This window comes from Lentzea sp. NPDC037011 (assembly GCF_055607425.1).
Genome location: NZ_JBVJRT010000009.1, coordinates 341,360 through 362,298, shown reverse-complemented (window position 1 = coordinate 362,298; position 20,939 = coordinate 341,360). Strand labels below are relative to the sequence as shown.

At 72.9% G+C, this 20,939-nt stretch carries 19 protein-coding genes; 15 read left to right on the top strand and 4 right to left on the bottom strand.

The genetic code is table 11. From position 1 onward, the window contains the following. The first annotated feature begins 299 nt into the window (after positions 1-299). A complete protein-coding gene (locus tag ACZ7CH_RS28200) occupies positions 300-3,494 on the top strand; it encodes a tetratricopeptide repeat protein (protein ID WP_470375350.1) in 3,195 nt (1,064 codons plus the stop codon). A 19-nt stretch (positions 3,495-3,513) separates the two neighbouring features. Here the strand turns inward: ACZ7CH_RS28200 and ACZ7CH_RS28195 are convergent, their stop codons facing one another. Together ACZ7CH_RS28195 and ACZ7CH_RS28190 are read right to left on the bottom strand one after the other, a co-directional pair. Then, positions 3,514-3,840, bottom strand: coding sequence for a DUF6416 domain-containing protein (locus ACZ7CH_RS28195; RefSeq protein ID WP_470375349.1), 327 nt, complete (start codon positions 3,838-3,840; stop codon positions 3,514-3,516). 132 nt (positions 3,841-3,972) lie between these two features. Further along, a complete protein-coding gene (locus ACZ7CH_RS28190) occupies positions 3,973-4,203 on the bottom strand; it encodes a hypothetical protein (RefSeq protein WP_360384565.1) in 231 nt (76 codons plus the stop codon). A gap of 115 nt (positions 4,204-4,318) precedes the next feature. Between ACZ7CH_RS28190 and ACZ7CH_RS28185 the strand changes: the two genes are divergently transcribed. The 4 genes from ACZ7CH_RS28185 (at position 4,319) to ACZ7CH_RS28170 (ending at position 10,291) form a co-directional block, all read left to right on the top strand. After that, entirely contained in the window at positions 4,319-5,332 is a 1,014-nt protein-coding gene (locus ACZ7CH_RS28185) for a pyridoxal-phosphate dependent enzyme (RefSeq protein ID WP_470375348.1), read from the top strand. A 77-nt stretch (positions 5,333-5,409) separates the two neighbouring features. Continuing rightward, positions 5,410-8,943: an nSTAND1 domain-containing NTPase gene (locus ACZ7CH_RS28180; protein WP_470375347.1), complete on the top strand. Its 3,534-nt coding sequence runs from the start codon at positions 5,410-5,412 to the stop codon at positions 8,941-8,943. A 119-nt stretch (positions 8,944-9,062) separates the two neighbouring features. Then, positions 9,063-9,914, top strand: coding sequence for an NAD(+)/NADH kinase (locus tag ACZ7CH_RS28175; RefSeq protein ID WP_360384571.1), 852 nt, complete (start codon positions 9,063-9,065; stop codon positions 9,912-9,914). A gap of 20 nt (positions 9,915-9,934) precedes the next feature. Continuing rightward, a complete protein-coding gene (locus ACZ7CH_RS28170) occupies positions 9,935-10,291 on the top strand; it encodes a 5-carboxymethyl-2-hydroxymuconate Delta-isomerase (protein ID WP_458432697.1) in 357 nt (118 codons plus the stop codon). Here ACZ7CH_RS28170 and ACZ7CH_RS28165 read toward each other — a convergent pair. Then, positions 10,288-10,827, bottom strand: a complete 540-nt coding sequence (locus ACZ7CH_RS28165; RefSeq protein WP_470375346.1) for a CGNR zinc finger domain-containing protein — start codon at positions 10,825-10,827, stop codon at positions 10,288-10,290. The two genes, ACZ7CH_RS28170 and ACZ7CH_RS28165, sit on opposite strands and share 4 nt — an antisense overlap. Positions 10,828-10,899: 72 nt before the next feature. Here ACZ7CH_RS28165 and ACZ7CH_RS28160 point away from each other — a divergent pair, with 72 nt between their 5' ends. From ACZ7CH_RS28160 to ACZ7CH_RS28140, 5 genes are all read left to right on the top strand, one after another. Next, positions 10,900-11,361, top strand: coding sequence for a mycothiol transferase (locus ACZ7CH_RS28160; protein ID WP_360384578.1), 462 nt, complete (start codon positions 10,900-10,902; stop codon positions 11,359-11,361). Beyond that, positions 11,358-12,458: a MalY/PatB family protein gene (locus ACZ7CH_RS28155; protein ID WP_470368947.1), complete on the top strand. Its 1,101-nt coding sequence runs from the start codon at positions 11,358-11,360 to the stop codon at positions 12,456-12,458. Before ACZ7CH_RS28160 ends, ACZ7CH_RS28155 begins: the two co-directional genes overlap by 4 nt. A gap of 4 nt (positions 12,459-12,462) precedes the next feature. After that, positions 12,463-12,654, top strand: coding sequence for a hypothetical protein (locus ACZ7CH_RS28150; RefSeq protein ID WP_470375345.1), 192 nt, complete (start codon positions 12,463-12,465; stop codon positions 12,652-12,654). Between the two features lie 155 nt (positions 12,655-12,809). Continuing rightward, positions 12,810-13,532, top strand: coding sequence for an MgtC/SapB family protein (locus ACZ7CH_RS28145; protein WP_360384584.1), 723 nt, complete (start codon positions 12,810-12,812; stop codon positions 13,530-13,532). A gap of 264 nt (positions 13,533-13,796) precedes the next feature. Further along, a complete protein-coding gene (locus tag ACZ7CH_RS28140) occupies positions 13,797-14,741 on the top strand; it encodes a hypothetical protein (protein WP_360384586.1) in 945 nt (314 codons plus the stop codon). 160 nt (positions 14,742-14,901) lie between these two features. Here the strand turns inward: ACZ7CH_RS28140 and ACZ7CH_RS28135 are convergent, their stop codons facing one another. Next, the gene (locus ACZ7CH_RS28135) at positions 14,902-15,477 is read right to left on the bottom strand and encodes a TetR/AcrR family transcriptional regulator (protein ID WP_360384588.1); all 576 of its coding nucleotides are present in this window, start codon (positions 15,475-15,477) and stop codon (positions 14,902-14,904) included. 107 nt (positions 15,478-15,584) lie between these two features. Here ACZ7CH_RS28135 and ACZ7CH_RS28130 point away from each other — a divergent pair, with 107 nt between their 5' ends. From ACZ7CH_RS28130 to ACZ7CH_RS28110, 5 genes are all read left to right on the top strand, one after another. Then, positions 15,585-17,108: an MDR family MFS transporter gene (locus ACZ7CH_RS28130; RefSeq protein ID WP_360384984.1), complete on the top strand. Its 1,524-nt coding sequence runs from the start codon at positions 15,585-15,587 to the stop codon at positions 17,106-17,108. 4 nt (positions 17,109-17,112) lie between these two features. After that, positions 17,113-17,595 (top strand): universal stress protein, encoded by a 483-nt coding sequence (locus ACZ7CH_RS28125; RefSeq protein ID WP_360384590.1) that lies wholly within the window; start codon positions 17,113-17,115, stop codon positions 17,593-17,595. A 34-nt stretch (positions 17,596-17,629) separates the two neighbouring features. Next, positions 17,630-18,103 (top strand): GNAT family N-acetyltransferase, encoded by a 474-nt coding sequence (locus ACZ7CH_RS28120; RefSeq protein WP_360384592.1) that lies wholly within the window; start codon positions 17,630-17,632, stop codon positions 18,101-18,103. 629 nt (positions 18,104-18,732) lie between these two features. After that, positions 18,733-19,743, top strand: a complete 1,011-nt coding sequence (locus ACZ7CH_RS28115) for a CobW family GTP-binding protein (protein ID WP_470368944.1) — start codon at positions 18,733-18,735, stop codon at positions 19,741-19,743. Continuing rightward, the gene (locus ACZ7CH_RS28110; protein ID WP_458434418.1) at positions 19,743-20,867 is read left to right on the top strand and encodes a GTP-binding protein; all 1,125 of its coding nucleotides are present in this window, start codon (positions 19,743-19,745) and stop codon (positions 20,865-20,867) included. The genes ACZ7CH_RS28115 and ACZ7CH_RS28110 overlap by 1 nt, the downstream gene beginning before the upstream one ends. Positions 20,868-20,939: the final 72 nt, after the last annotated feature.

Here is a 20,939-nt window from a genome sequence, read left to right as displayed (position 1 = left end):
TGTCCACTCCGGACCTCCGTGAACGCCCGCAGGAACCTGTCGTCGGCGAACAGCCCGTGCGTGAGCATCTCCAGGCCCGTCACCGCCGAGGGTCGTGGCCGCGACGCCGTCCGCACCGAACGTGTTCGGTCTTGCCAAGATCAATTGATTCGGCGAACTCCCCGGAAAAGTGGACAAATGCTGGCCAGGCGATCACGGACTTGCTCGTGCCGCTACGCTTTCCGCTTTCCCCAGGGCGTTCAGGAGCGGAACGGATGCGGGCCCACGAAAACCGGAGACGAGACGGTCTCGAATCCGACGTGCGCAACGAATTCACCGGGCTCGCGACCGGTCCGGTCGTGCAGGTCGGGCACATTGGTGGAAACGTCAACATCCATTCCCGCAGACGCCGCTACGACCTGCGCCCGTTCACCAGCCCCATCCCACCGGACCCCGCTGAGCTGCGCAGACAGCCCAGCCAACTGCTGCTCGCCGGCAACCAGGTCGTGCCCTTCACCGGCCGGGAGAACGAGCTCGCCCGGCTCGACGAGTGGCGGCGCGGCGAGGGCCGGATCAGCGCGATGCTCGTGCACGGTCCGGGCGGCCAGGGCAAGACCAGACTGGCCACGGAATTCGCGGCGGAATCGATGTGGGCGGGCTACTCGGTGCTGGTCGCGCACCACGGCGGCGATTCTTCGGAGGCCTTCGCCGAACAGCTCACGGTCACCGAGCCGAACACGGGAATTCTCGTCATAGTGGACTACGCGGAAAGGTGGCCGCGTGCCGATCTGCTGGCGTTGTTCGAGGACCGGCTGATCCACCACGCCGGTCCCACCAGGGTGCTGCTGCTCGCCCGCTCGGGCGCGCGGTGGTGGGACCTGCTGCGCTACCCGCTGCTCAAGCGCGGTGTGGCGGCCGAGTCGGAACGGCTGACCGACCTCGCCGCCGACGTGGACGCGCGGCAGGCGGTGTTCGACTCCGCGCGGGACAGCTTCAGCACCGTGCTGGGCACGGACGCGCGGGACGCGACGCCCGCGGGGTCGTTGGCCGACCCCGCCTACCAGTCCGTGCTGACGATCCTCATGGCCGCGCTCGCCGCCGTGGACGCGTGCGACCGCAACCGGGTGCCGCCCGGTCACCCCGGCGCGCTCGCCTGCTACCTGCTCGACCGGGAGACCGACCACTGGGCCGGGATGCGGGCCGGTGGCAGCGTCGGGGCGAGCACGGACGTGCTGGGGCGGGTGGTGTTCCTCGCGACGCTGACCGGCCCGATGTCCTACCGCGAGGGCTGCCTGGCGTTGCGGGTCACCGGGCTCGCGCGGTCGCGGGAGGAGGCCGACCGGCTGCTCGACGACCACCAGGCCTGCTACCCGCCCGCCGACGACGGCACCGTGCTGGCCCCGCTCGCGCCCGACCGGTTGGGCGAGGACCTCGTCGCACGGGGCCTGAAGACCGATCCGCGCTGCCGGGACATGGTGCGCGCGCTGCTGACGACGGGCGCGCTCAGCCAGGTGATCACGGTCCTCGCCGAGACGGGCAAGCGGTGGCCGCACGTCGGCGAGCACCTCGACGCGGTGGTGCGCGAGGACCCGTGCCGCGTGATCGCCGCGGGTGGCAGCGCGTTGATGGCGGTCGTCGACACAGCGGGGACGGACCTGCTGGCCGCGATCGAGCCGCAACTGCCGGAACGGCACGTGGACCTGGACTTCCCCGCAGCCCGGCTGACCCAGCGGCTGACCGAGCACCGGCTGGAGCAGACCCACCACCCCGCCGAACGCGCACGGCTGCTGATGGTGCTCGCCCGCAGGCTGGCCAACGCGGGCGCGTTCGACGAGGCGGTGAAGGCGAGCGAGCCCGCGGTGCAGATCTACGAGGGCCTGGCGCAGCGGCAGCCGGACAGGTACCCGCTCGTGCTGGCCGAGGCGCTGCACCACCTGGGCACGCACCTGTCCGGCGCGGGACTCGGCCAGCGGGCGCTGGACGCCACGGCCCGCGCGGTGGAGCTGCGCCAGCGGCTCACACCGGCGTCGGCGGAGCTCGCGTCGTCGTTGAACAACCTCGCGATGGACCTGTCGGCGCTGGGCCTGCGCGGCCAGGCGCTCGGCGCGACCCGCACGTGCGTGGCGATCCTGCGCCGCCTGCGCCAGCCGCAGGAACCGCTGCTCGCGGTGGCGCTGAACAACCTCGGCATGCACCTCGCGGGCGTGGGCCGCCGGCACGAGGCGCTGGAGGCGGCCCGGCACTCGGTCGACCTGCACCGCAGGCTCGCCGCGGTCAACCCGGCCGTGTTCGACCCGGACCTCGCGGGCGCGCTGCACAACTTCGGCCTGCACTGCTCCCACCTCGGCGGCTGGGAGGAGGCGCTGCGGGCCACCGAGCAGGCCGTCGCGATCCGCCGCCGGCTGGCGATCACGAACCCGGCGCTGTTCGAGCCCGGTCTCGCGCTGTCGTTGCGGGAGCTGGCCGCGATCTGCCTGGAGCTGGGCCGCGCGGCCGAAGGGCGGGAGTGGAGCGCGCAGGCCGTCGACCTGCACCGCACGCTCGCGACCGTGAACCCGGCGGTCTACGACGCCGAGCTGGCCACGTCCCTGCACAACCACGGCGTGCACCTGGCCCGCGCCGGTGAGCAGGTCGGCGCGCTGGCCGCCACCCGCAAGGCCGTGGTGATCAGGTCGAGCGTGTTCGAGGTCCACCTGCACGCCCACGAGCTGCGCCTCAACTCCGTGCTGACGCAGCTCGGCATCGCGCTGCCCGGCACCCCGCGCGCGTCGTCCGACAGCGACCTGCAACGGCGGGTGGACGAGATCTTCAACTTCCCGCGCCCCGGTTTCATGCAGTCCACCGACAACCTCGCGGCCCGCTCGGCCATCGCCCACCGCCTCACCGCCGCCGTGTGCGCCGTGCACCCGCGCTGGTCGGACCACCTCACCCCGTCCGCCGCCGCGCTGGTGACGATGGAGGCCCTGCTCGCCCGGTCGCTGGGCAACCTCAGCGCCCGCCACGCCGACCTCGGCAAGCAGGCGGAGGCCCTCACCGCGGCCGAGCAGGCCGCCGACTCCTACCAGCGCCTGGCCGACCTCGACCACGCCCACCGCGCCGACTTCGCGACGTGCCTGGCCTCGCTCGGCACCCGCCTCGCCGAGTACGGCCGCCGAGACCAGGCTCTCAAAGCAACCCGCTGGGCCGTCGCCGGCATCGGCACCGGCCGCACCCCCCAGGTCGCCGCGGCACTGCACGCCTTCGCCTGGGTCCGCATGCACTCCAGCCTCGAACTGGACGACGCCGTCCGCGCCGCCGAGGCCGCCGTCCGCATCTACCGCGACCTCGGCCGGACCTCACCGGCGGTGGCGGCCGACCTGCGGTGCGCGCTCAAGACCTGTTCGGCGCTGCTGAGCCAGGTCGGGCGGGGCCGGGAGTCGCTGACGATCGCACGGGAGCTGCGCGCGCCGGGCGGTGAGGAGGCGCCGGCGACGGTGCGGTTGACGGCGCTGGAACGGCGTCCTGCTCTGACCTGATGCCCGCCCTCAGCGCGGGTCAGCGCGCACTCGTCCGCTTGAAGAGAGCGGCGACCTCTTCGGTCATCCAGTAGTGGGCGGTCTTGCCACCGGGATACCCCCAACACCACACCAACGCGCGGCCGAGCTGGTAGCAGCACTTGCCTGCCGTGCCGAGGACGCCCGCCACACTGCTCTTGCCCTTGGGCAGGTCGAGCAGTCGGCTCAGCTCGTCACCGCTGAACTTCCTCCCCGGCTCTGTCATCAACTCCGAGAAGAGGGCTTTGGCGCTGTCGTTCAGCGTCTCCCACAGCTGCTCCGCAGCGGCACCGTCGGCACGGCTCCACGCGAGCCGGTCTTCAGGCACGGACCGCTCCTCTTCCTGGTCGGGTCGAGGCCCGACCGGCCACGCACGAGTCGCCACGAAAGATCATCGACGATTCGCCCCGCGTGTTACAGCACCTGCGCCGCGGCATCACGAACGGCAACCGCCCCGGTGCTAGTCCCGAGGACCGCGCAACGTCAGCACCACCCGCAGCACGTGCTCCACAGCAGCCGGGAACACCGCCCCGCGCAGCTCGTCGCGGTGGGCCAGGGTCTGGCCGGCGAACTCCACCATCCGGTCGGGTCCCACGCGGCGGACCACGAGCGCGGCGACCTCCTCCAGGTCGAGGCCGGGGTGGTCGAGGCGGGTCAGGGCGAACTCGACGACCAGCTCGTCATCGGTCACGGCGCCTCCTCCCACCGCGGTCCAGCCTAGTGGAGAACCGGTGGGCGAACCGGACGAGCAGGCGTCGCGAACGCGCGCTGGACCGACGGCTCGGCCAGGCCCCAGGCTGGGCACCATGATGTGGTTCACGCGGCCGGGTGCCCGGCAGTGGCGGTGTGCACCGGCGCCGCGCGAGGTGCGCGCCTTCCACGCGGGGCTGCCGGGATACGCGCCGACGCCGCTCGTCGAGCTGCCGGACCTCGCGGCGGAGTTCGGGGTCGGGCGGTTGCTGGTGAAGGACGAGTCGGACCGGCTGGGGCTGCCCGCGTTCAAGGCGCTCGGAGCGTCGTGGGCCGTGCACCGCCTCCTCGAACGGGTCACCGCGCCGGTCACGCTCGTCGCCGCCACCGAGGGCAACCACGGGCGGGCAGTGGCGCGGATGGCCCGGCTGCGGGGGCGGGCGGCGCACGTGTTCGTGCCGGAGGCCGTGCACTCGCAGGTGGTGCAGGCGATCGCCGCCGAGGGTGCGCGGGTCACGGTCGTGCGCGGGTCGTACGGCGACGCGGTCCGTGCGGCCGCGGAGGCCGACGGGGTTCTGGTGCAGGACGTGGGGTGGCCCGGTTACGAGGAGGTGCCGGGGTGGGTCGTCGAGGGGTACGCCACGCTGTGCGCCGAGGTCGACGAGCAGCTCGGGCGGGCGCCGGACCTGGTCGTGGTGCCGGTCGGGGTGGGGTCGCTCGCGCAGGCCGTGATCACGCACTACCGCAGCACGACGGCCGCGCCCTGCGTCCTCGCCGTGGAACCGGAGACCGCCGCGTGCGTCACGGCCAGCCTCATCGCCGGCGAACCGGTCACCATCGGCACGAGCGACACCGTCATGGCCGGGCTGAACTGCGGGACGCCGTCGACCACCGCGTGGCCGTTCCTGCGCAACGGCCTTGACGCCGCCGTCACCGTCTCCGACGCCGAATGCACCAAGGCGGCAGCGGATCTGCACGCGCGCAACGTCCACTCCGGACCGTGTGGTGCCGCCCCGCTCGCCGGGCTGCGGGCGGCACCACACGGGGACCTCGGGCTCGACTCCACGTCCGTCGTCGTCCTGCTCGGCACCGAGGGCACGAGCGCCAACCCGCGAGGAGCGACCGGCTGACGGCGATGATCATCCGGTTCTGCGGCTGAGCGGCGCCCGCTACCTTGCTCGGTACGCGAGGGCAGGGGGATTCGGGGATGCCACGCAGGGAACGACCGCTCGACGCGGGCGACGGCGCGGTGCTCGCGTTCGCGCGCGAGCTGAGGGCGTTGCGGGAGCGGGCGGGGAGCCCGACCTACCGCGAGCTGAGTGCGCGCACGCACTACTCGGAGGCGGCGTTGTCGCAGGCCGCGGCCGGGCGCAAGCTGCCGACGCTGCAGGTCGCGCTGGCATACGTGCGGGCGTGCGGCGGTGACGAGGACGAGTGGCGGCAGCGCTGGCAGGAGACGTCCGCAGGCCAGCGGCCCGCCGACGTCGACGACCGGAGCGCGCCGTACGCGGGGCTCGCGGCCTTCCAGGCGGAGGACGCCGACCGGTTCTTCGGCCGCGACCGGCTCGTCGAGCAGCTGGTCGAACGCACGGAGGAGCAGCGCGTCGTCGTGGTCGTCGGGGCGTCCGGTGCGGGCAAGTCGTCGCTGCTGCGGGCCGGGCTGCTGCCGCGCCTGGGCAACGCCGTGCTGTTCACGCCCGGTGCGCAGCCGCTGGAGGAGTACCGAGCACACGCACGTGAGAACGCCGTCCTGGTGGTCGACCAGTTCGAGGAGGTCTTCACCCTCTGCGCCGACCGCGAGACCCGGCGCCGGTTCGTCGAGAAGATCACCGCTCACCGGGTCGTGCTGGGGGTGCGCGCCGACTTCTACGGTCACTGTGCCGACTTCCCGGTGCTGGTCGAGGCGATGGGGTCCGGCCAGGTCACCGTCGGGCCGATGAGCACCGACGAGCTGCGCGCCGCGATCGTCCAGCCCGCCCGCGGCGTCGGGTGCGCCGTCGAGACCGCGCTGGTCGCCGAGCTGGTCGCGAACGGGACCGGTCACGCGGGCGCGCTGCCGCTGCTGTCGCACGCGCTGCTGGAGACGTGGCACCGCCGCAAGGGCAACACGCTGACGTTGCAGGGGTTCCAGGCCGCCGGCGGGTTCGAGGGCGCGCTGTCCAGGACGGCGGAGTCGGTGTTCGGCGAGCTGACCGGGGCACAGCGGGAGCGCGCGCGGTCGTTGTTCCTCCGGCTCACCGCGGTCGGCGACGGCACCGAGGACACCCGGCGCCGAATCGCCCGCGCCGAGCTGGACGACGAACCGGACACGCGGCTGGTGCTGGAGGCGTTCACCGCGCAGCGGCTGGTCACGGTGGACCACGACCGGGTGGAGCTCACCCACGAGGCGCTGATCCGCTGCTGGCCCCGGCTGCGCGAGTGGCTCACCGCCGACCGCGACGGCCTGCGCGCCCACCGCGACCTCACCGAGTCCGCCGGTGTCTGGGAGTCGCTCGACCGCGACCCCGGCGCGCTGGTGCGGGGTGCGCGGCTCGCGGCGTTCCGGTCGTGGCTCGACGAGCCGCCGCACCCGCTGACCGCCCGTGAACGCGACTTCCTCACCGCGAGCCTGGCCGCCGAGTCCGCGGAGCTCGCGAAGGCCCGCTCCGACCGGCGCCGGCTCGGCCTGCTCACCGCGCTGCTGTCGGTGCTGCTCGTGGCCACGGCCATCGGTGCCGTCACGGCGGTCGACGCGGGTTCCGAGGCCACCCGGCAACGCAACAACGCGCTTTCGCAGAAGGTCGCCCAGGACGTGCACCGCCTGCGCGGCACCGATCCCGCGCTCGCCGCCCAGCTCGCGCTGGCCGCGTTCCGCCTGTCCCCCACCGTCGAGGCGCGCAGCGCGTTGCTGGGCTCGTTCACCCCGTCCTACGCCACCCTGCTGACCGGCCACACCGACGCCGTCAACGCGGTCGCCCACAGCCCGGCGCGGCACCTGCTGGCCAGTGCGAGCCACGACCGCACGGTGCGGCTCACCGACATCGCCGACCCGCACCACCCCCGTGAGGTGCGCACGCTGACCGCCCACACCGACAACGTCCCGCACGTCGCGTTCAACTCCACGGGCAACGTGCTCGCCACGGCCGGTTGGGACCGCACGGCACGCTTGTGGGAGACCAGCTCCGGCGCCGTTCTCGCGACGCTGACCGGTCACACCGGGCCGGTCAACGCCGTCGCGTTCAGCCGTGACGACCGCCTGCTCGCGACCGCCGGATCGGACAACTCCGTGCGGTTGTGGGACCTCACGGACCTGCGCTCACCCCGCGAGGTCGCCGTTCTCCCGCACCCGGCACCGGTGGTGGCGCTCGACCTGGGCGACCGGCACCTCGTGACGGGGTCGTGGGACGGCTCGGCGCTGCTCTGGGACCTCGGCACCCGCCGGGCACGGCCGTTGACCGGGCACACCGGCGCGGTCCAGGCGGTCGCGGTCAGCCGGGACGGCGCCCTGGTCGCCACGGCGGGCCAGGACCGGGTGGTCAGGGTCTGGCCGGTCGAGGGCGGCGAGCCGCGCGTGCTGACCGGGCACACGGACGCCGTGCGCGGGCTGGCCTTCGAGGGCTCCCGGCTGGTGAGCACCGGCGTCGACCGCACGGCCCGCGTCTGGGACCTCGACCACCCCGGTGACCCGCTGGTGCTGACCGGCCACACCGCCGCGGTCGTCGGCGCGGTGGTCGCGGGCGGCACGCTGGTGACCGCGAGCGACGACCACACCGTCCGGCTGTGGGACCTGCCGTTGCCGTTGAGCCACAACGACTCGGTGTACTCGGTGGCCTCCTCCGGCCCCCTCGTCGCCTCCGGCGGCTACGACCGCACGGTCCGGTTGCTGGCGAACGGCCGGACGGCCGCGGTGCTCACCGGACCGGCCGGCGCGGTGAACTCGGTGGCGTTCTCCGCCGACCGCCGCACCCTCTACGCCGCGAGCGCCGACCAGCGCGTGCACCGCTGGGACATCGGCGATCCCCGGCAGCCACAACCGCTGCCGCCGCTGACCGGGCACACCGACGCGGTGAACGCCATGGCCGTCAGCCCGGACGGCAAGGTGCTCGCCACCGGCAGCACCGACCGCACGATCGTGCTGTGGGACACCGCCACCGGCACGTCCCTGGGCACCCTGACCGGGCACGCGGAGTCGGTGCAGGCACTGGCGTTCAGCCCGGACAGCCGCAGGCTCGCGAGCGGCGGCGGCGACTTCGGCGTGCGGATCTGGGACGTGGACACCCACCGGGTCACGACCCACCTGCCCGGCCAGGGGCACGTGGTGAAGTCGGTCGCGTTCAGCCCCGACGGCACCCGGATCGCCACCGGGACCACCGACTTCGCCGTCCGCGTCTGGGACGCGGCGACCGGCGCCCGCACGGCGGAGCTGACCGGGCACACCGACACCGTCCACGCCGTCGCGTTCTCCCCGGACGGCACGACGTTGGCCAGTGCGAGCGCCGACCACGACGTGCGGTTGTGGCGCCTGTCCGACCACACCCCGTTCGCGGTGCTCAGCGGGCACACCGAACGGGTGTACGGGCTGGCCCACCCGGACGCGCACACGGTGCTCAGCGCGAGCGGCGACCACACCGTCCGGACGTGGGAGGCCGACGAAGAGCATGCCGCGCAACGGGTCTGCGCCACCGCCTCACCACCGTTGTCACCGCAGGAGCACGACCGGCACTTCCCCGGCGTCGGGCACACCCCGCTCTGCGGATCGTGACCTTCCCCGAACGGGGTGCCGGCCGTGGCGGAAGGCCCGGTACGTCCCCCGTACCGCACGCTCCCCGCCGGACGAGGGCAGACTGGCGTCCGTGACCCAAGACGTGAGGACCCGCTGACGTGCACGCCGCAGGACTGGTGCTGCACCCGCGCCGTGACTCCGCCGCCGCGGTCGAGGCCGTGCTCGGCTGGGCGGCCAACCGCGGTGTCGAGATCCTCGGCATCGACGACGAGATCCAACGCCTGCGCTGCGCCGCCACCCCGGTGTCGGCGGTGGAGCTGGGGCGGCGGGCCGACCTGGTGGTGAGCCTGGGCGGTGACGGCACGATGCTGCGCGCGATGCGGCTGGCCGACGGGGAGAAGGCGCCGGTGCTGGGCGTGAACCTGGGCAAGCTCGGGTTCCTCGCCGAGGTCGACGTGCCGGACCTGCCCGCTGCTCTGTCGGCCATCGACGCGCACGAGTTCACCGTCGAGCCGCGGCTGGCGGTCGACGCGACGTTCGGCGATCAGGAGGTGACCGCGTTCAACGACGTCGCGGTCGTGCGCACGCCCGGTCAGGGCAGTGCGCGGGTGGCGGTGCGGGTCGCGCGGCAGCCGTTCGTGAGCTACGCGGCGGACGCGGTGATCGTCGCGACGCCGACCGGGTCGACCGCGTACAGCTTCTCGGCCGGTGGGCCGATCACCAGCCCGTCGGTGGAGGCGTTGCTGGTCACCCCGGCCGCGCCGCACTCGGCCTACAGCCGCGGGGTGGTGCTGTCGGTGGCCGACGAGGTGGACCTCGACCTGCTGCCGTCGAGCGGGCGGCTGGCCGTCGAGGTGGACGGGCAGGTCGCGGGCTACGTCGAGCCGGGTGAGCGGGTGTCGTTGCGCGGGCGGCCCGCCGCCGCGAAGGTGGTGCGGCTGGGGATGACCACGTTCTACCAGCGGGCACGGCGCAAGCTGCAGCTCACCGACTCGGCCGAGCTCACCTGAGCACCCAGTAGGTTGACCTCATGCCACAGATCACCGTCGAGTACTCCGCCGAGCTGGCCGGCGCGTTCGACCGCCGCGGGTTCGCCCTCGCACTGCACCGGGCCGTGTCACCGCTGGTCTCCTCCGAGGTGGCCGCGTTCAAGACGCGGTTCCGGCAGATCGAGGAGTCGGTGATCGGCGAGGGCGCGCCGGCCGCGATGGTCCACGTCCGGGTCGGCCTGCTCTCCGGTCGTCCGGCCGAGCTGAAGCAGGAGGTCGGCCGCACGGTCGTCGGGCTCGCCGGTGAGCACCTCAAGCCGGTGGAGGGCCTGCCCACGCAGGTGACGCTGGAGGTCTACGACATGGACCGGGAGCAGTACCGGCAGCTGGAGTCCTAGCCGCTCATGCGGCGGGCGCGGTACTGGGCCGCCTTGATCCGGTTGCCGCACTCCTCCATGTCGCACCAGCGCCGGTTGCCGGTGCGCGAGCGGTCGATGAAGATCCGCGTGCACTCGGCGCGCCCGCACTCCCTGATCACCAGCTCGTCCGCGCGCTCCAGCAGGGCCGCTGCCGCACGCGCGATCTCGCCGCCCACCGCACGCGCGGTGCCGTGCCTGCGCACCCCGGTTTCCGTCAGCGTGAACGACGGCGCCGGGGCGTCCGCGTAGGAGTTCACCCGCAGCAGGTCGTCCTCCGGCCGGCCGCTGCCCGCGAGCGTGGCCCTGACCAGCCGGTACACCGACTCCCGCAGCTCGACGAGCGCGGTGAGCTGGGCCGCGGTCACCTCCGGCTGCTCCGTGACCAGCCCAGCCGCCACCGCCCACGCACCCACGTCCCGCGGGCCGGTCAGCAGCTCCTCGTCGTCGCCGCCGCGCCACTTCAGGGTGCCCAGGAAGTCCAGTGCCAGGTTGCCGCTGACGAACGCGAAACTCACGTCACCATCTTGACAGGTGACGCGGGTGCCCGGCAACGTTCGCGTCACCATCTGAGAAGGTGACGCGAACTGATGATCACTGTCGAGCAGTACCTCCACTTCACCGGCCAGGCCCTCGACGACATGGCCGCGACCGTGCGCGACCTCGGAGCCGAGCGCGCGAACCGCACGCCCATCCCCGGCGTGAGCAGCCCGTACGCCCTGCTCACGCACTGCTGCGGCGTGGTCGACTACTGGGCGGGTGAGCTCGTCACCGGCCGACCGGCGCACCGCGACCGCGACTCCGAGTTCGTCGCCACCGGACCGGTCGAGCCGCTGCTCGCCCGCGTCGGCCGCACGAAGGCCGCGCTGGAACGCGCTGTGCGGCAGGCCGACTTCCGCGCGCCGCTGAAGGCCGAGCCCGACTCGAACTTCCTCGGCCCCGGCCTCCCGCTCGACCAGGGCGCCGCCCTGCTGCACGTGTACGAGGAGCTCGCCCAGCACCGCGGTCACGTGGACATGCTGCGGGCCGTTGTCGAACGGGGCACCGCGTGAGCTTCGACCGGATCGACGAGTCCCGGCTGCGGTCGGGTTCGGGCGTGAAGTGGGGTTCGCTGCCCACGGGCACGATCGGCGCGTGGGTCGCGGACATGGACTTCGGCCTCCCGCCCGCGGTGAAGGCCCGGCTGTGGCAGGAGGTCGAGCGCGAGGACTTCGGCTACCCGCACTGGCCCTCCGGCGACCCGGTGGTCGCGGCGTTCGAACAGCGGATGCACACGCGCTACGGCTGGACGCCGTCGGCGGGCCACACCAGGGTGTTCAGCGACCTCATCCAGGTGCTGCAGGTCGTCATCGAGCACACCACCGCACCCGGTGACGGCGTCGCGCTGCACGTGCCGACGTACCCGCCGTTCCTCGCGAGCATCCGGCGCGCCGGCCGCCGGGTCGTGCCGATCCCCCTGCGGCACACCGGGGACGGGTGGCGGTTCGACGCGGAGGTGCTGCGCGGGACGGGGTGCCGGTTGCTCGTGCTCGTCAACCCGCAGAACCCGACCGGCCGGGTCTTCACCCGCGCGGAGCTGACCGGGATCGCCGCACTGGCAGAGGAACTGGACCTCGTCGTGCTGTCCGACGAGATCCACGCCGACCTCACCCACCCCGGCCACCGGCACCTCCCGTTCGCGTCGCTGAGCGCGGAGACGGCCCGGCGCACGGTGACCGCCACGTCGGCCACCAAGGCGTTCAACATCGCCGCCCTGCGCTGCGCGGTGGCGCACATCGGCGTTCCGGCCCTGCGCAGGGCGCTCGACGCGGCACCGCTCGACTACTTCGGCACGCCGAACACGCTGGGGCGGGCGGCCACCGTGGCGGCGTGGCAGGACGGCGACCCGTGGCTCGCGGAGCTGCTGGAGACGTTGCGGCGCAACCGGGACACCGTGACCGCGTGGCTGGGGCCCGACCGGCGCTACCACCCGCCGGAGGCCACCTACCTGGCGTGGTTCGAGGGCACGGCCGCGCCGGGGGTGAAGCTCAGCGAGGGCGCGGAGTTCAGCGCGGGCACCGGCGTGGACACCTCGGCGTTCGTGCGGCTGAACTTCGCGACGAGCCCGGACACCCTGGCGGAGGTCCTGCGGCGGTTGGCATCCTCGTAACGGTGTGCCCGCCGCGCTCGATGTCCTGCGGCACGCGTTGACCGGCACCCCGGACGTGCCCGCTCCCCCGTCCCGCCGCGAGCTCGCCGCCCTGCTCACCGCTCCGAACTGGACAGAGGTGCTGCACGTCCTCGCCGCGTCAGAGCCGGAAGTCCTGCGGCAGCTCGCGGAGGCGTTGCCGGCGCTGCACCGGTAGCGGTCCCACCGCACGGGACCCGCGGGCCGCCGGAAAGTTCCCGGCGGCGTTCAAGATCATCCCTTGGTGGCGCATCGGGCAGGAGGGGTGGCCGCGTGGAGCGTCCACATCGGATACTCCGGTGGCCTTGGCCGCGACCGGAGGAAGGCCGCACGATGACCACCGCGGAAATGCTGCTGCGCCTGGGCACGGGTGTGGGGCTGGGTGCGCTGATCGGCATCGAGCGCCAGTACCGCGCCCGCATGGCCGGGCTGCGCACCAATGCGCTCGTCGCCGCCGGTGCGACGTTGTTCGTGCTGCTGTCCGCGCACGGCTTCACCGGCGGCACCGCCGACCCCACCAGGGTCGCCGCGCAGATCGTGTCCGGCATCGGGTTCCTCGGCGGCGGTGTCATCCTGCGCGAGGGCCTCACCGTGCGCGGACTGAACACCGCCGCCACGCTCTGGTGCTCGGCCGCGGTCGGAGCGCTCGCGGGTGCCGGCCTGCACCTCATGGCGGTGGCCGGAACCGTTGCCGTGGTCGCCGTCCACCTGGTGTTCCGCCCGCTCGGCCGGGTGCTGGACCGGCGCCCGGACACCGGTGAGGAGACACCGGCCACCTACACCTTCCTCGCGGTCACGAGGGACGACGACGAGGCCCACGTGCGCACGCTGCTCGTGCAGGCCCTGTCGCGCACCGACTTCGCGCTGCAGTCGATCGAGAGCACCAACGCCGGCCGCGACGGCCTGGTCGAGGTGCGGGCGGCGTTGAGCGCCGAACAGCGCGACGACAAGCAGATGGAGTCGGCGGTCAGCCGCCTGTCGCTGGAGCCGTCGGTCACCAGCGTGCGGTGGCGGGTGCACGCACCCGGCGAGCGCAACGACGAGGACGGCTGGTGACGCGGTCAGCCGATCCAGTTACCCCGCACGAGGTCTAACACCCCTTCAGGTGGCCGGTACATCAACGCACGATCAGCGCGTGTCGCCCGTTCAGCTATCGCTTGACCAGCATGTTTTCCGCCCTCCGGCACGGTTATTCCCACCCCGGGAGTCACGGTGCTCCGTCGAGAGGAGGGCTCTGCGCGGACGTGGTTCCCATGCTGTGTCCCGCACATCCGAAACGACATCACGTTCCAAGGCAGTTGTCGTCAAGGAAGGAAGACAATGCGCAAGAAACTCAAGGGCGGTCTGCTGGCCGCCGCCGTGGCCGGTGGGCTCGTGCTCGCGAGCGGGCCCGCCTCCGCGGACGTCGCCGCGTTCCACCCGTACTGGTTCGGCGGCGGCGCACACCCGCTGGCCGGGGAGATGCTGCTGCACCACGCTTCACCGTCCACTGTGGCCGCTGAGGACGACGAGGACGCCGAGGACGAGGACGGGCACCACCCGCACGGCCACGGTCACCACCACACCGGCCAGGCCGACTCGGACGCCACCGCGCTCGCCGTGGGCGGTCACGGCGCCCCGTCCGGTGAGGGCGGCGACGCCGAGAGCCAGAACATCGCCCTCTCCGGTCACTCCGGTGACTCCGGTGACTCCGGTGACACCGGCGACAACAGCGCGATCATCATGTGCGTGCAGGCCGACTGCGCGGCGGACGTGTCCTCCGGCGACTCCGGCGACACCGGCAGCGGTGACACCGGCGACGCCGTGAACCTCAGCGCCACCAACGGCGGCGACACGGGCAACGGCGGCAACGGCGGCGACGCCGGGGCCATCGCGGAGAGCGCGACCGCGACCGGGTCGGAGGACGACGACCACGGCTCGGCGAACGACTCGGACGCCACCGCGGTTGCCGTGGGCGGTCACGGCGCCCCGTCCGGTGAGGGCGGCGACGCCGAGAGCCAGAACATCGCCGTCTCGGGCAACTCCGGGCACTCCGGTGACTCCGGTGACACCGGCGACAACAGCGCGATCGTGATGTGCCACAAGGCGAACTGCATCGCCGACGTGAGCTCCGGCCACTCCGGCAACACCACCACCGGTGACACCGGCGACGCGGTCAACACGAGCGTCACGAACGGCGGCGACACCGGCCACGGCGGCAACGGCGGCGACGCCGGCGCATGGGCCACTTCTCTGAGCGAGCTGTACGAACTGGACCTCGACTGATGCCGTGACCGCCGGTGGGACGGACGGGATCGCCCCCTGTCCCGTCCGTCCCACCGGCGGTTCAGTCGAATGCGGGTCTTCGCCATCCAGATGACCGGCAGGCACGGCAGCGCCGGTTCGGGCCCGTCCAGCGCTGCCGTTCCGGCCTGCGGCCTCCCGCTCAGCAGCTGATCCCGCACCGACCGAGCAGCCGGTCCACCAGGTCGGGCAGCGGTTCGTCCGCGCCCTCCAGCCACAGCGCGACGCCGGTGCGCAGGACCGCGAAGAACGTCGCCGCCGTCAGCCGCGCCAGCTCCGGGTCGGGGCCGCGCGCCACCAGCACCTCCGTCAGGTCCCGTTCGACCGCCACCTGGTCGCCCACCTGCCGCGCGAGCAGCGACGGGTGCCTGCGCAGCATCCGCAGCTGGGCCATCCACTCCAGGTCGGGCACGGGCCACGTGGCGTACAGCCGGGCCGTCGCCGCGCGCAGGGCCGGCCACGGCTCCTCCTCCGCCGGCCGTGCCGCGACCAGGGCGACCAGTGCCCTGGTCCGTTCGCGCTCGGCCTCCAGGACGGCGTCTTCCTTGCCGGCGAAGTAGTTCGAGAAGGTGCGCCGGGAGACCCCCGCCGCGTCCGCGATGTCCTCGACCGTCACACCGTCCAGACCGCGCTCCATGGCCAGCCGCAACGCCGCCGCGGCCAGCGACCGCCTCGTCACCGCCTTCTTCTGCGCGCGGAGCGTGGTGAGGGTCTCCATGCACCCAGACTAGCCGTGGAGTAAGTTGCCCATTGTGCAAATTTGCACGACGCGCAAGAATTGAGGGGACGAAGGGACTCGGGGTGAAGACGCAAGAGAGCGGCGCGATGGGGCACCGGCAGGTGCTCGAGTCGTTGTCCGGACTGCTGCTCGCGCTGTTCGTGGCCATGGTCAGCTCCACGGTGGTGTCCACCGCGCTGCCGCGGATCATCGGCTCGCTGAACGGCACGCAGACCCAGTACACGTGGGTGGTCACCGCCACCCTGCTCACCGCGACGGCCACGACCCCGGTCTGGGGCAAGCTCGCTGACCTGTTCAACAAGAAGACGCTGGTCCAGGCCGCGATCGTGATCTTCGTGATCGGGTCGCTGCTGTCCGGCTTCGCGCAGGACACCGGTCAGCTGATCGCCGCCCGCGCGTTCCAGGGCCTCGGCGTCGGCGGTCTGCAGGCGCTGGTCCAGGTCGTGATCGCCGCGATCATCCCGCCCCGCGAGCGCGGCCGGTACAACGGCTACCTCGGCGCGGTCATGGCGGTCGCCACGGTCGGCGGCCCGCTGCTCGGCGGCCTGATCGTGGACGTGTCGTGGCTGGGCTGGCGCTGGTGCTTCTGGGTGGCCGTGCCGATCGCCGCGCTCGCGTTCGTCGTGCTGCAGGCCACGCTGAAGCTGGAGACCGTGCGCAGGCAGAACGTGAAGATCGACTACCTCGGCGCCGCCCTGATCGCCGCCGGTGTCAGCGTGCTGCTGATCTGGGTGTCGTTCGTCGGCAACTCGTTCGACTGGCTGTCCTGGCAGACCGCGGCGATGGTGGGCGGCGGGCTGGTGCTGCTCGGTGCCGCCGTGGCCGTGGAACTGCGCGTGCCCGAACCCGTGGTGCCGCTGCACATCGTCACCCAGCGCACCCCGGCGCTGGCGATCATCGCGAGCCTCGCGGTCGGCATGGCGATGTTCGGCGGCGCGGTGTTCCTCGGCCAGTACTTCCAGATCGGCCGCGGCTACTCCCCCACGGAGGCCGGCCTGCTGACCATCCCGATGATGGCGGGCGTGCTCGTCTCCTCGACCGTCTCCGGCCGCATGATCAGCCGATCCGGCAAGGTCAAGCCGTACATCGTGTCCGGCACGGTCATCCTGGTGCTCGGCTTCCTGGGCCTCGGGTTCGTCGACCACGCGACCGCGCTGTGGATCGTCGGCACCGCGATGGCCGTGGTCGGCATCGGTGTCGGCATGACCATGCAGAACCTCGTGCTGGCGGTGCAGAACACCGTGCCGCTGCGGGAGCTGGGCGCCGCGAGCGCCACGGTCACGTTCTTCCGCTCGCTGGGCGGCACGATCGGCGTGTCCGTGCTGGGCGCCGTGCTGGCCAACCGGGTCACCGCCGACCTGTCCGCCGCGCTGCACGTGCCCGCGGGCCAGTCGACCGGCGAGACCAGCGCCCTGAACCTGCAGGCGCTGCCGCCGCAGGTGCAGACCGTCGTGCACACCGTGTACGGCGACGCGACCGCCCACATCTTCCTGATCTCCGCGGCCGTGGCCGTGGTCGGTGTGGTCGCGGCGCTGCTGCTGAAGCCGATCACCTTGCGCACGACCATCGACCTCGAGAAGAAGGACGCCGACACCGCTGTCGTGAGGTGACATCGTGGACCGTTCGCTCAACACCTTCGAAGCCACCAAGGACGACTTCGGCCCCCGCCCGGTGCCGTCCGCGCGGACCATCCTCGTCGGCGTGGACGGCTCCGACACGGCCATGCGGGCCGCCGCCTTCGCCTTCGGCTCGGCCCGCCGCCAGTGCGCCCGCCTGGTCGTCACGTTCGTCGCCTGCCACTCGACGCTGGCCTCGCTGAGCCCTGGCGCGGCATCGGTGTTCGAACACGAGGCCACGGCCGGCCTGTACGCCGAACTGCGCGGCCAGGTGCGGGCGGCCGCCGAGGAGCTGGACGTGCCGGTGACGTTCGTGAAGACCTTCGGCGACCCGTTCACCACCCTGCGCGACTGCGCCGACCGCTGCCAGGCGGACATGGTGGTGGTCGGCGCCTCGCAGCAGGCGGGACATCGCTTCGCGGGCTCGGTGGCGACCCGGCTGATCCGCACGGGCCACTGGCCGGTGCTGGTCGTGCCGTGAGTTTTTCGTCGGTGCTCGTCGCTACGGTCATCCCATGCCCCACGTCACGTTGCGAGAGATCGAAGAGTCCGACCTGGACGCGCTGTTCGAGCTGATGCGCGATCCCGAGTCGGTGCGCATGGCCGCTTTCGTCGCCGACGACCCGGACGACCGCGCGGCCTTCGACGCGCACTGGCAGCGCATCCTGGCGCGCCCCGACGTCACGAACCGCGCCGTGCTGGCCGACGGCCGGTTCGCGGGCACCGTCGCGAGCTTCGTGCTGGAGGGCGACACCGAGGTCACGTACTGGATCGACCGCAGCCTCTGGGGGCAGGGCGTGGCCAGCCGTGCGTTAACGCTGCTGCTGGAGCTCGTGCCCGTCCGGCCGGTGTACGGGCGGGCGGCGAGCGACAACGCCGGGTCGAGGCGGGTGCTGGAGAAGGTGGGCTTCGAGGTGGTGGGGACCGACGTCGAGTACGCCACCGGGCGGCGTGAGGAGGTGGAGGAGACGATCATGCGGCTGGGCTGAGCCGGTCGGCGTTGGTCTGCGCGGTCGCGCTGACCAAGCGGCCTGCGATGCCCAACGGCCCTCGCGGGCTCACGGTCCCGCGGGTTTACGGTCCCGCGGGCTCACGGTGCCAACGGTCCCGCGTTGCCTCGCCGATCCGACGCGCGTCGTCCCGTGGGCTCACGTTGCCCAGTTGGCACGCGCCGACCCGTGCCGTCCAGCGAACCTGCGTCGCCCCCGCCCCGTGCTGCCCAGCGAGCCTGCGCTGCCCAGCCGACCCGCGCTGCCCAGCCGACCCGCGCTGCCCAGCCGACCCGCGCTGCCCAGCCGACCCGCGCTGCCCAATCGACCGTGACGCCCGCTGGCATGCGCCGCCCAGCCGATCCGCCGTCCGGCTGCCCTGCCCACCTCACACGCGCCGTCCGGCCGACCTGCGCTGCCAGGCGGCTTGCGCTGGCCTGCGCTCCTGGTGGGCCCGCGCCGCCCAGACCAGCCCGTCTCCCTCAGCCGACCCGCACCGCCCAGCCCGCCGCATCGCTCAACCCACCCCACCCAACTCGCCCGCGCAGCCCACCCCCGTCGGCCCCAACCACCCTCCAACCCCCACCCACTCACGCTAACGATAATCATTGTCATGTACGCTGCCACCCATGGCAGCGAGGGTCGTATTGGTAGCCGGGTTCACGCAGCACGACGTGGCGGACGAGGTGTGGCGGGCGTCGCCGGACTCGGTGCTGGTCCGGCACGACCTCAGCCGCCTCGCCGACGGGGTGGTGCGCAGGTGGGTCGACGGCCGGTTGACGGTGCTGGAGCTGGCGCACGGGTGCGTGTCGTGCACGTTGCGGCTGGACCTGGTCCCGTTGCTGGAGGGGCTCGACGCCCGCGTGGTCGTGCACCTCGACCCGGCGTTGGAGCCGGAGGCGGTGTGCTTCGCCCTCAGCGCGACCGAGGTCGAGGTGGAGGCGGTGCTCACCGTCGTCGACCCGGCGCGGTGGCTGGCCGACGCCACCGGTGGTGACACGCTGGCCGAGCGCGGCATGGGTGCGGCGGCGGAGGACGAGCGGACGGTGGCGCAGGTCGTCGTCGGGCAGGCGGAGTTCGCCGACGCGCTGGTGCTCACCGCGGCACCAGACCCGGCGACGGCGGCGGTGCTGGAGCGGCTCAACCCGTTGGCGCCGCGGCAGCAGCTCGACGGGATTGACGTGCCGGCGTTGCTCGCCGCCATTCCCGCGACGGCGCGGCGGGGTGGGTTCGACGACGGGTTCGGGTCGTTGCTCTACGGGGCGCCGCCGCTGCACGCCGCGCACGGGGTGTCGGTGGTGTGCTTCAGCGAGGCGCGGCCGTTCCACCCGATGCGGTTGCACAAGGCGGTGGACGTGCTGCTCGACGGGGTGGTGCGCACGCGCGGGCGGGTGTGGGTGGTGAGCCAGCCCGACGAGGCGCTGTGGCTGGAGTCGGCCGGTGGCGGGTTGCGGGTGGGGAACCTCGGGGCCTGGCCGCGGGACAGGGGTCAGGAACTCGTCGTGATCACCACGAAGGACCCGGCGCGGATCACCGCCGCGCTGACGGCCGCGGTGGTCACGGACGAGGAGCTCGCGCTGGCGGACGAGCTCGACTTCGTGGACCCGTTCGGCGAGTGGCACGAGGAGGCGGAGCTCTGATGCGCACGCCCGTGACGGTGCTGTCGGGGTTCCTCGGCGCCGGCAAGACGACGTTGCTCAACCACGTGCTCGCCAACCGCGAGCAGCGCAGGGTGGCGGTGGTGGTCAACGACATGAGCGAGGTCAACGTCGACGCCGCGCTCGTGGCCGGGCAGGGGACGCTCGACCGCACCACCGAACGGCTGGTGGAGCTGACGAACGGCTGCATCTGCTGCACGCTGCGGGAGGACCTGCTGGAGAGCGTGGGCGAGCTGGCGCGGTCGGGGCGGTTCGACTCGATCCTCATCGAGTCGACCGGCATCTCCGAGCCGATGCCGGTGGCCGCCACGTTCGAGTGGACCTTCGAGGACGGCACCAGCCTGTCCGACCACGCCCGCCTCGACACGATGGTGACGCTGGTCGACGCGGCCGGGTTCCTGCGTGAGCTCAAGGCGGGTGACCGGCTCGACGAACGCGACCTGGCCGCCGCGGAGGAGGACGAGCGCACGATCTCGGACCTGCTCGTGGACCAGGTGGAGTTCGCCGACCTGATCGTCGTCAACAAGACGGACCTGGTCGGCGCCGAAGAGCTCGCGACGGTGAACGCGCTGCTCAAGCGGCTCAACCCGGTCGCACGGCTGCTGCACACCCAGCGCGGCGTCATCGACCTGGCCGAGGTGTTCGACACCGGCCGCTACGATCCGGTCACTGCGGCCCGGTCCCCCGGCTGGGCGCAGGAGCTCGCGGGCACCCACACGCCGGAGACCGAGGAGTACGGCATCCGGTCGGTCACCTACCGCGCCGACCGGCCGTTCCACCCCGGCCGGTTGCTGGCCGCGCTGGCGGACTGGCGGACACCGCTGCGCAGCAAGGGTTTCTGCCACATCGCCACCCGGCGGGACGTGCTCGCGGTGTGGTCGCAGGCCGGTCCCAACCTCACGTTCGAACCCGGCCAGCTGCTCACCGGTGACGAGCGGCCGCGGCAGGAGTTGGTGTTCATCGGTGTCGGCCTCGACCCCGACGAGCCGCGCCGCCTCCTCGACCCCGCCCTGCTGACCGACGCCGAGCTGGCGGACCCGGCCGGCTGGGCCGCGTTCGACGACCCGCTGCCGCCGTGGAGCGCCGAGGACCTCCACGCGCACTGACCGGTTCCACCGGTCTTCAAGCGCCGCTTGTTCGGATGTCCGCGCCGAGCAACGGGATGTGGGGGTAGGGAC

Excerpts from the sequence above, each read along its gene's own strand:
- ACZ7CH_RS28185 (WP_470375348.1), top strand. The coding sequence starts at position 4,319 with ATGATGTGGTTCACGCGGCCGGGTGCCCGGCAGTGGCGGTGTGCACCG.
- ACZ7CH_RS28180 (WP_470375347.1), top strand. The coding sequence starts at position 5,410 with ATGCCACGCAGGGAACGACCGCTCGACGCGGGCGACGGCGCGGTGCTC.
- ACZ7CH_RS28170 (WP_458432697.1), top strand. The coding sequence starts at position 9,935 with ATGCCACAGATCACCGTCGAGTACTCCGCCGAGCTGGCCGGCGCGTTC.
- ACZ7CH_RS28160 (WP_360384578.1), top strand. The coding sequence starts at position 10,900 with ATGATCACTGTCGAGCAGTACCTCCACTTCACCGGCCAGGCCCTCGAC.
- ACZ7CH_RS28145 (WP_360384584.1), top strand. The coding sequence starts at position 12,810 with ATGACCACCGCGGAAATGCTGCTGCGCCTGGGCACGGGTGTGGGGCTG.
- ACZ7CH_RS28140 (WP_360384586.1), top strand. The coding sequence starts at position 13,797 with ATGCGCAAGAAACTCAAGGGCGGTCTGCTGGCCGCCGCCGTGGCCGGT.
- ACZ7CH_RS28135 (WP_360384588.1), bottom strand. The coding sequence starts at position 15,477 with ATGGAGACCCTCACCACGCTCCGCGCGCAGAAGAAGGCGGTGACGAGG.
- ACZ7CH_RS28130 (WP_360384984.1), top strand. The coding sequence starts at position 15,585 with ATGGGGCACCGGCAGGTGCTCGAGTCGTTGTCCGGACTGCTGCTCGCG.
- ACZ7CH_RS28120 (WP_360384592.1), top strand. The coding sequence starts at position 17,630 with ATGCCCCACGTCACGTTGCGAGAGATCGAAGAGTCCGACCTGGACGCG.
- ACZ7CH_RS28115 (WP_470368944.1), top strand. The coding sequence starts at position 18,733 with ATGGCAGCGAGGGTCGTATTGGTAGCCGGGTTCACGCAGCACGACGTG.
- ACZ7CH_RS28110 (WP_458434418.1), top strand. The coding sequence starts at position 19,743 with ATGCGCACGCCCGTGACGGTGCTGTCGGGGTTCCTCGGCGCCGGCAAG.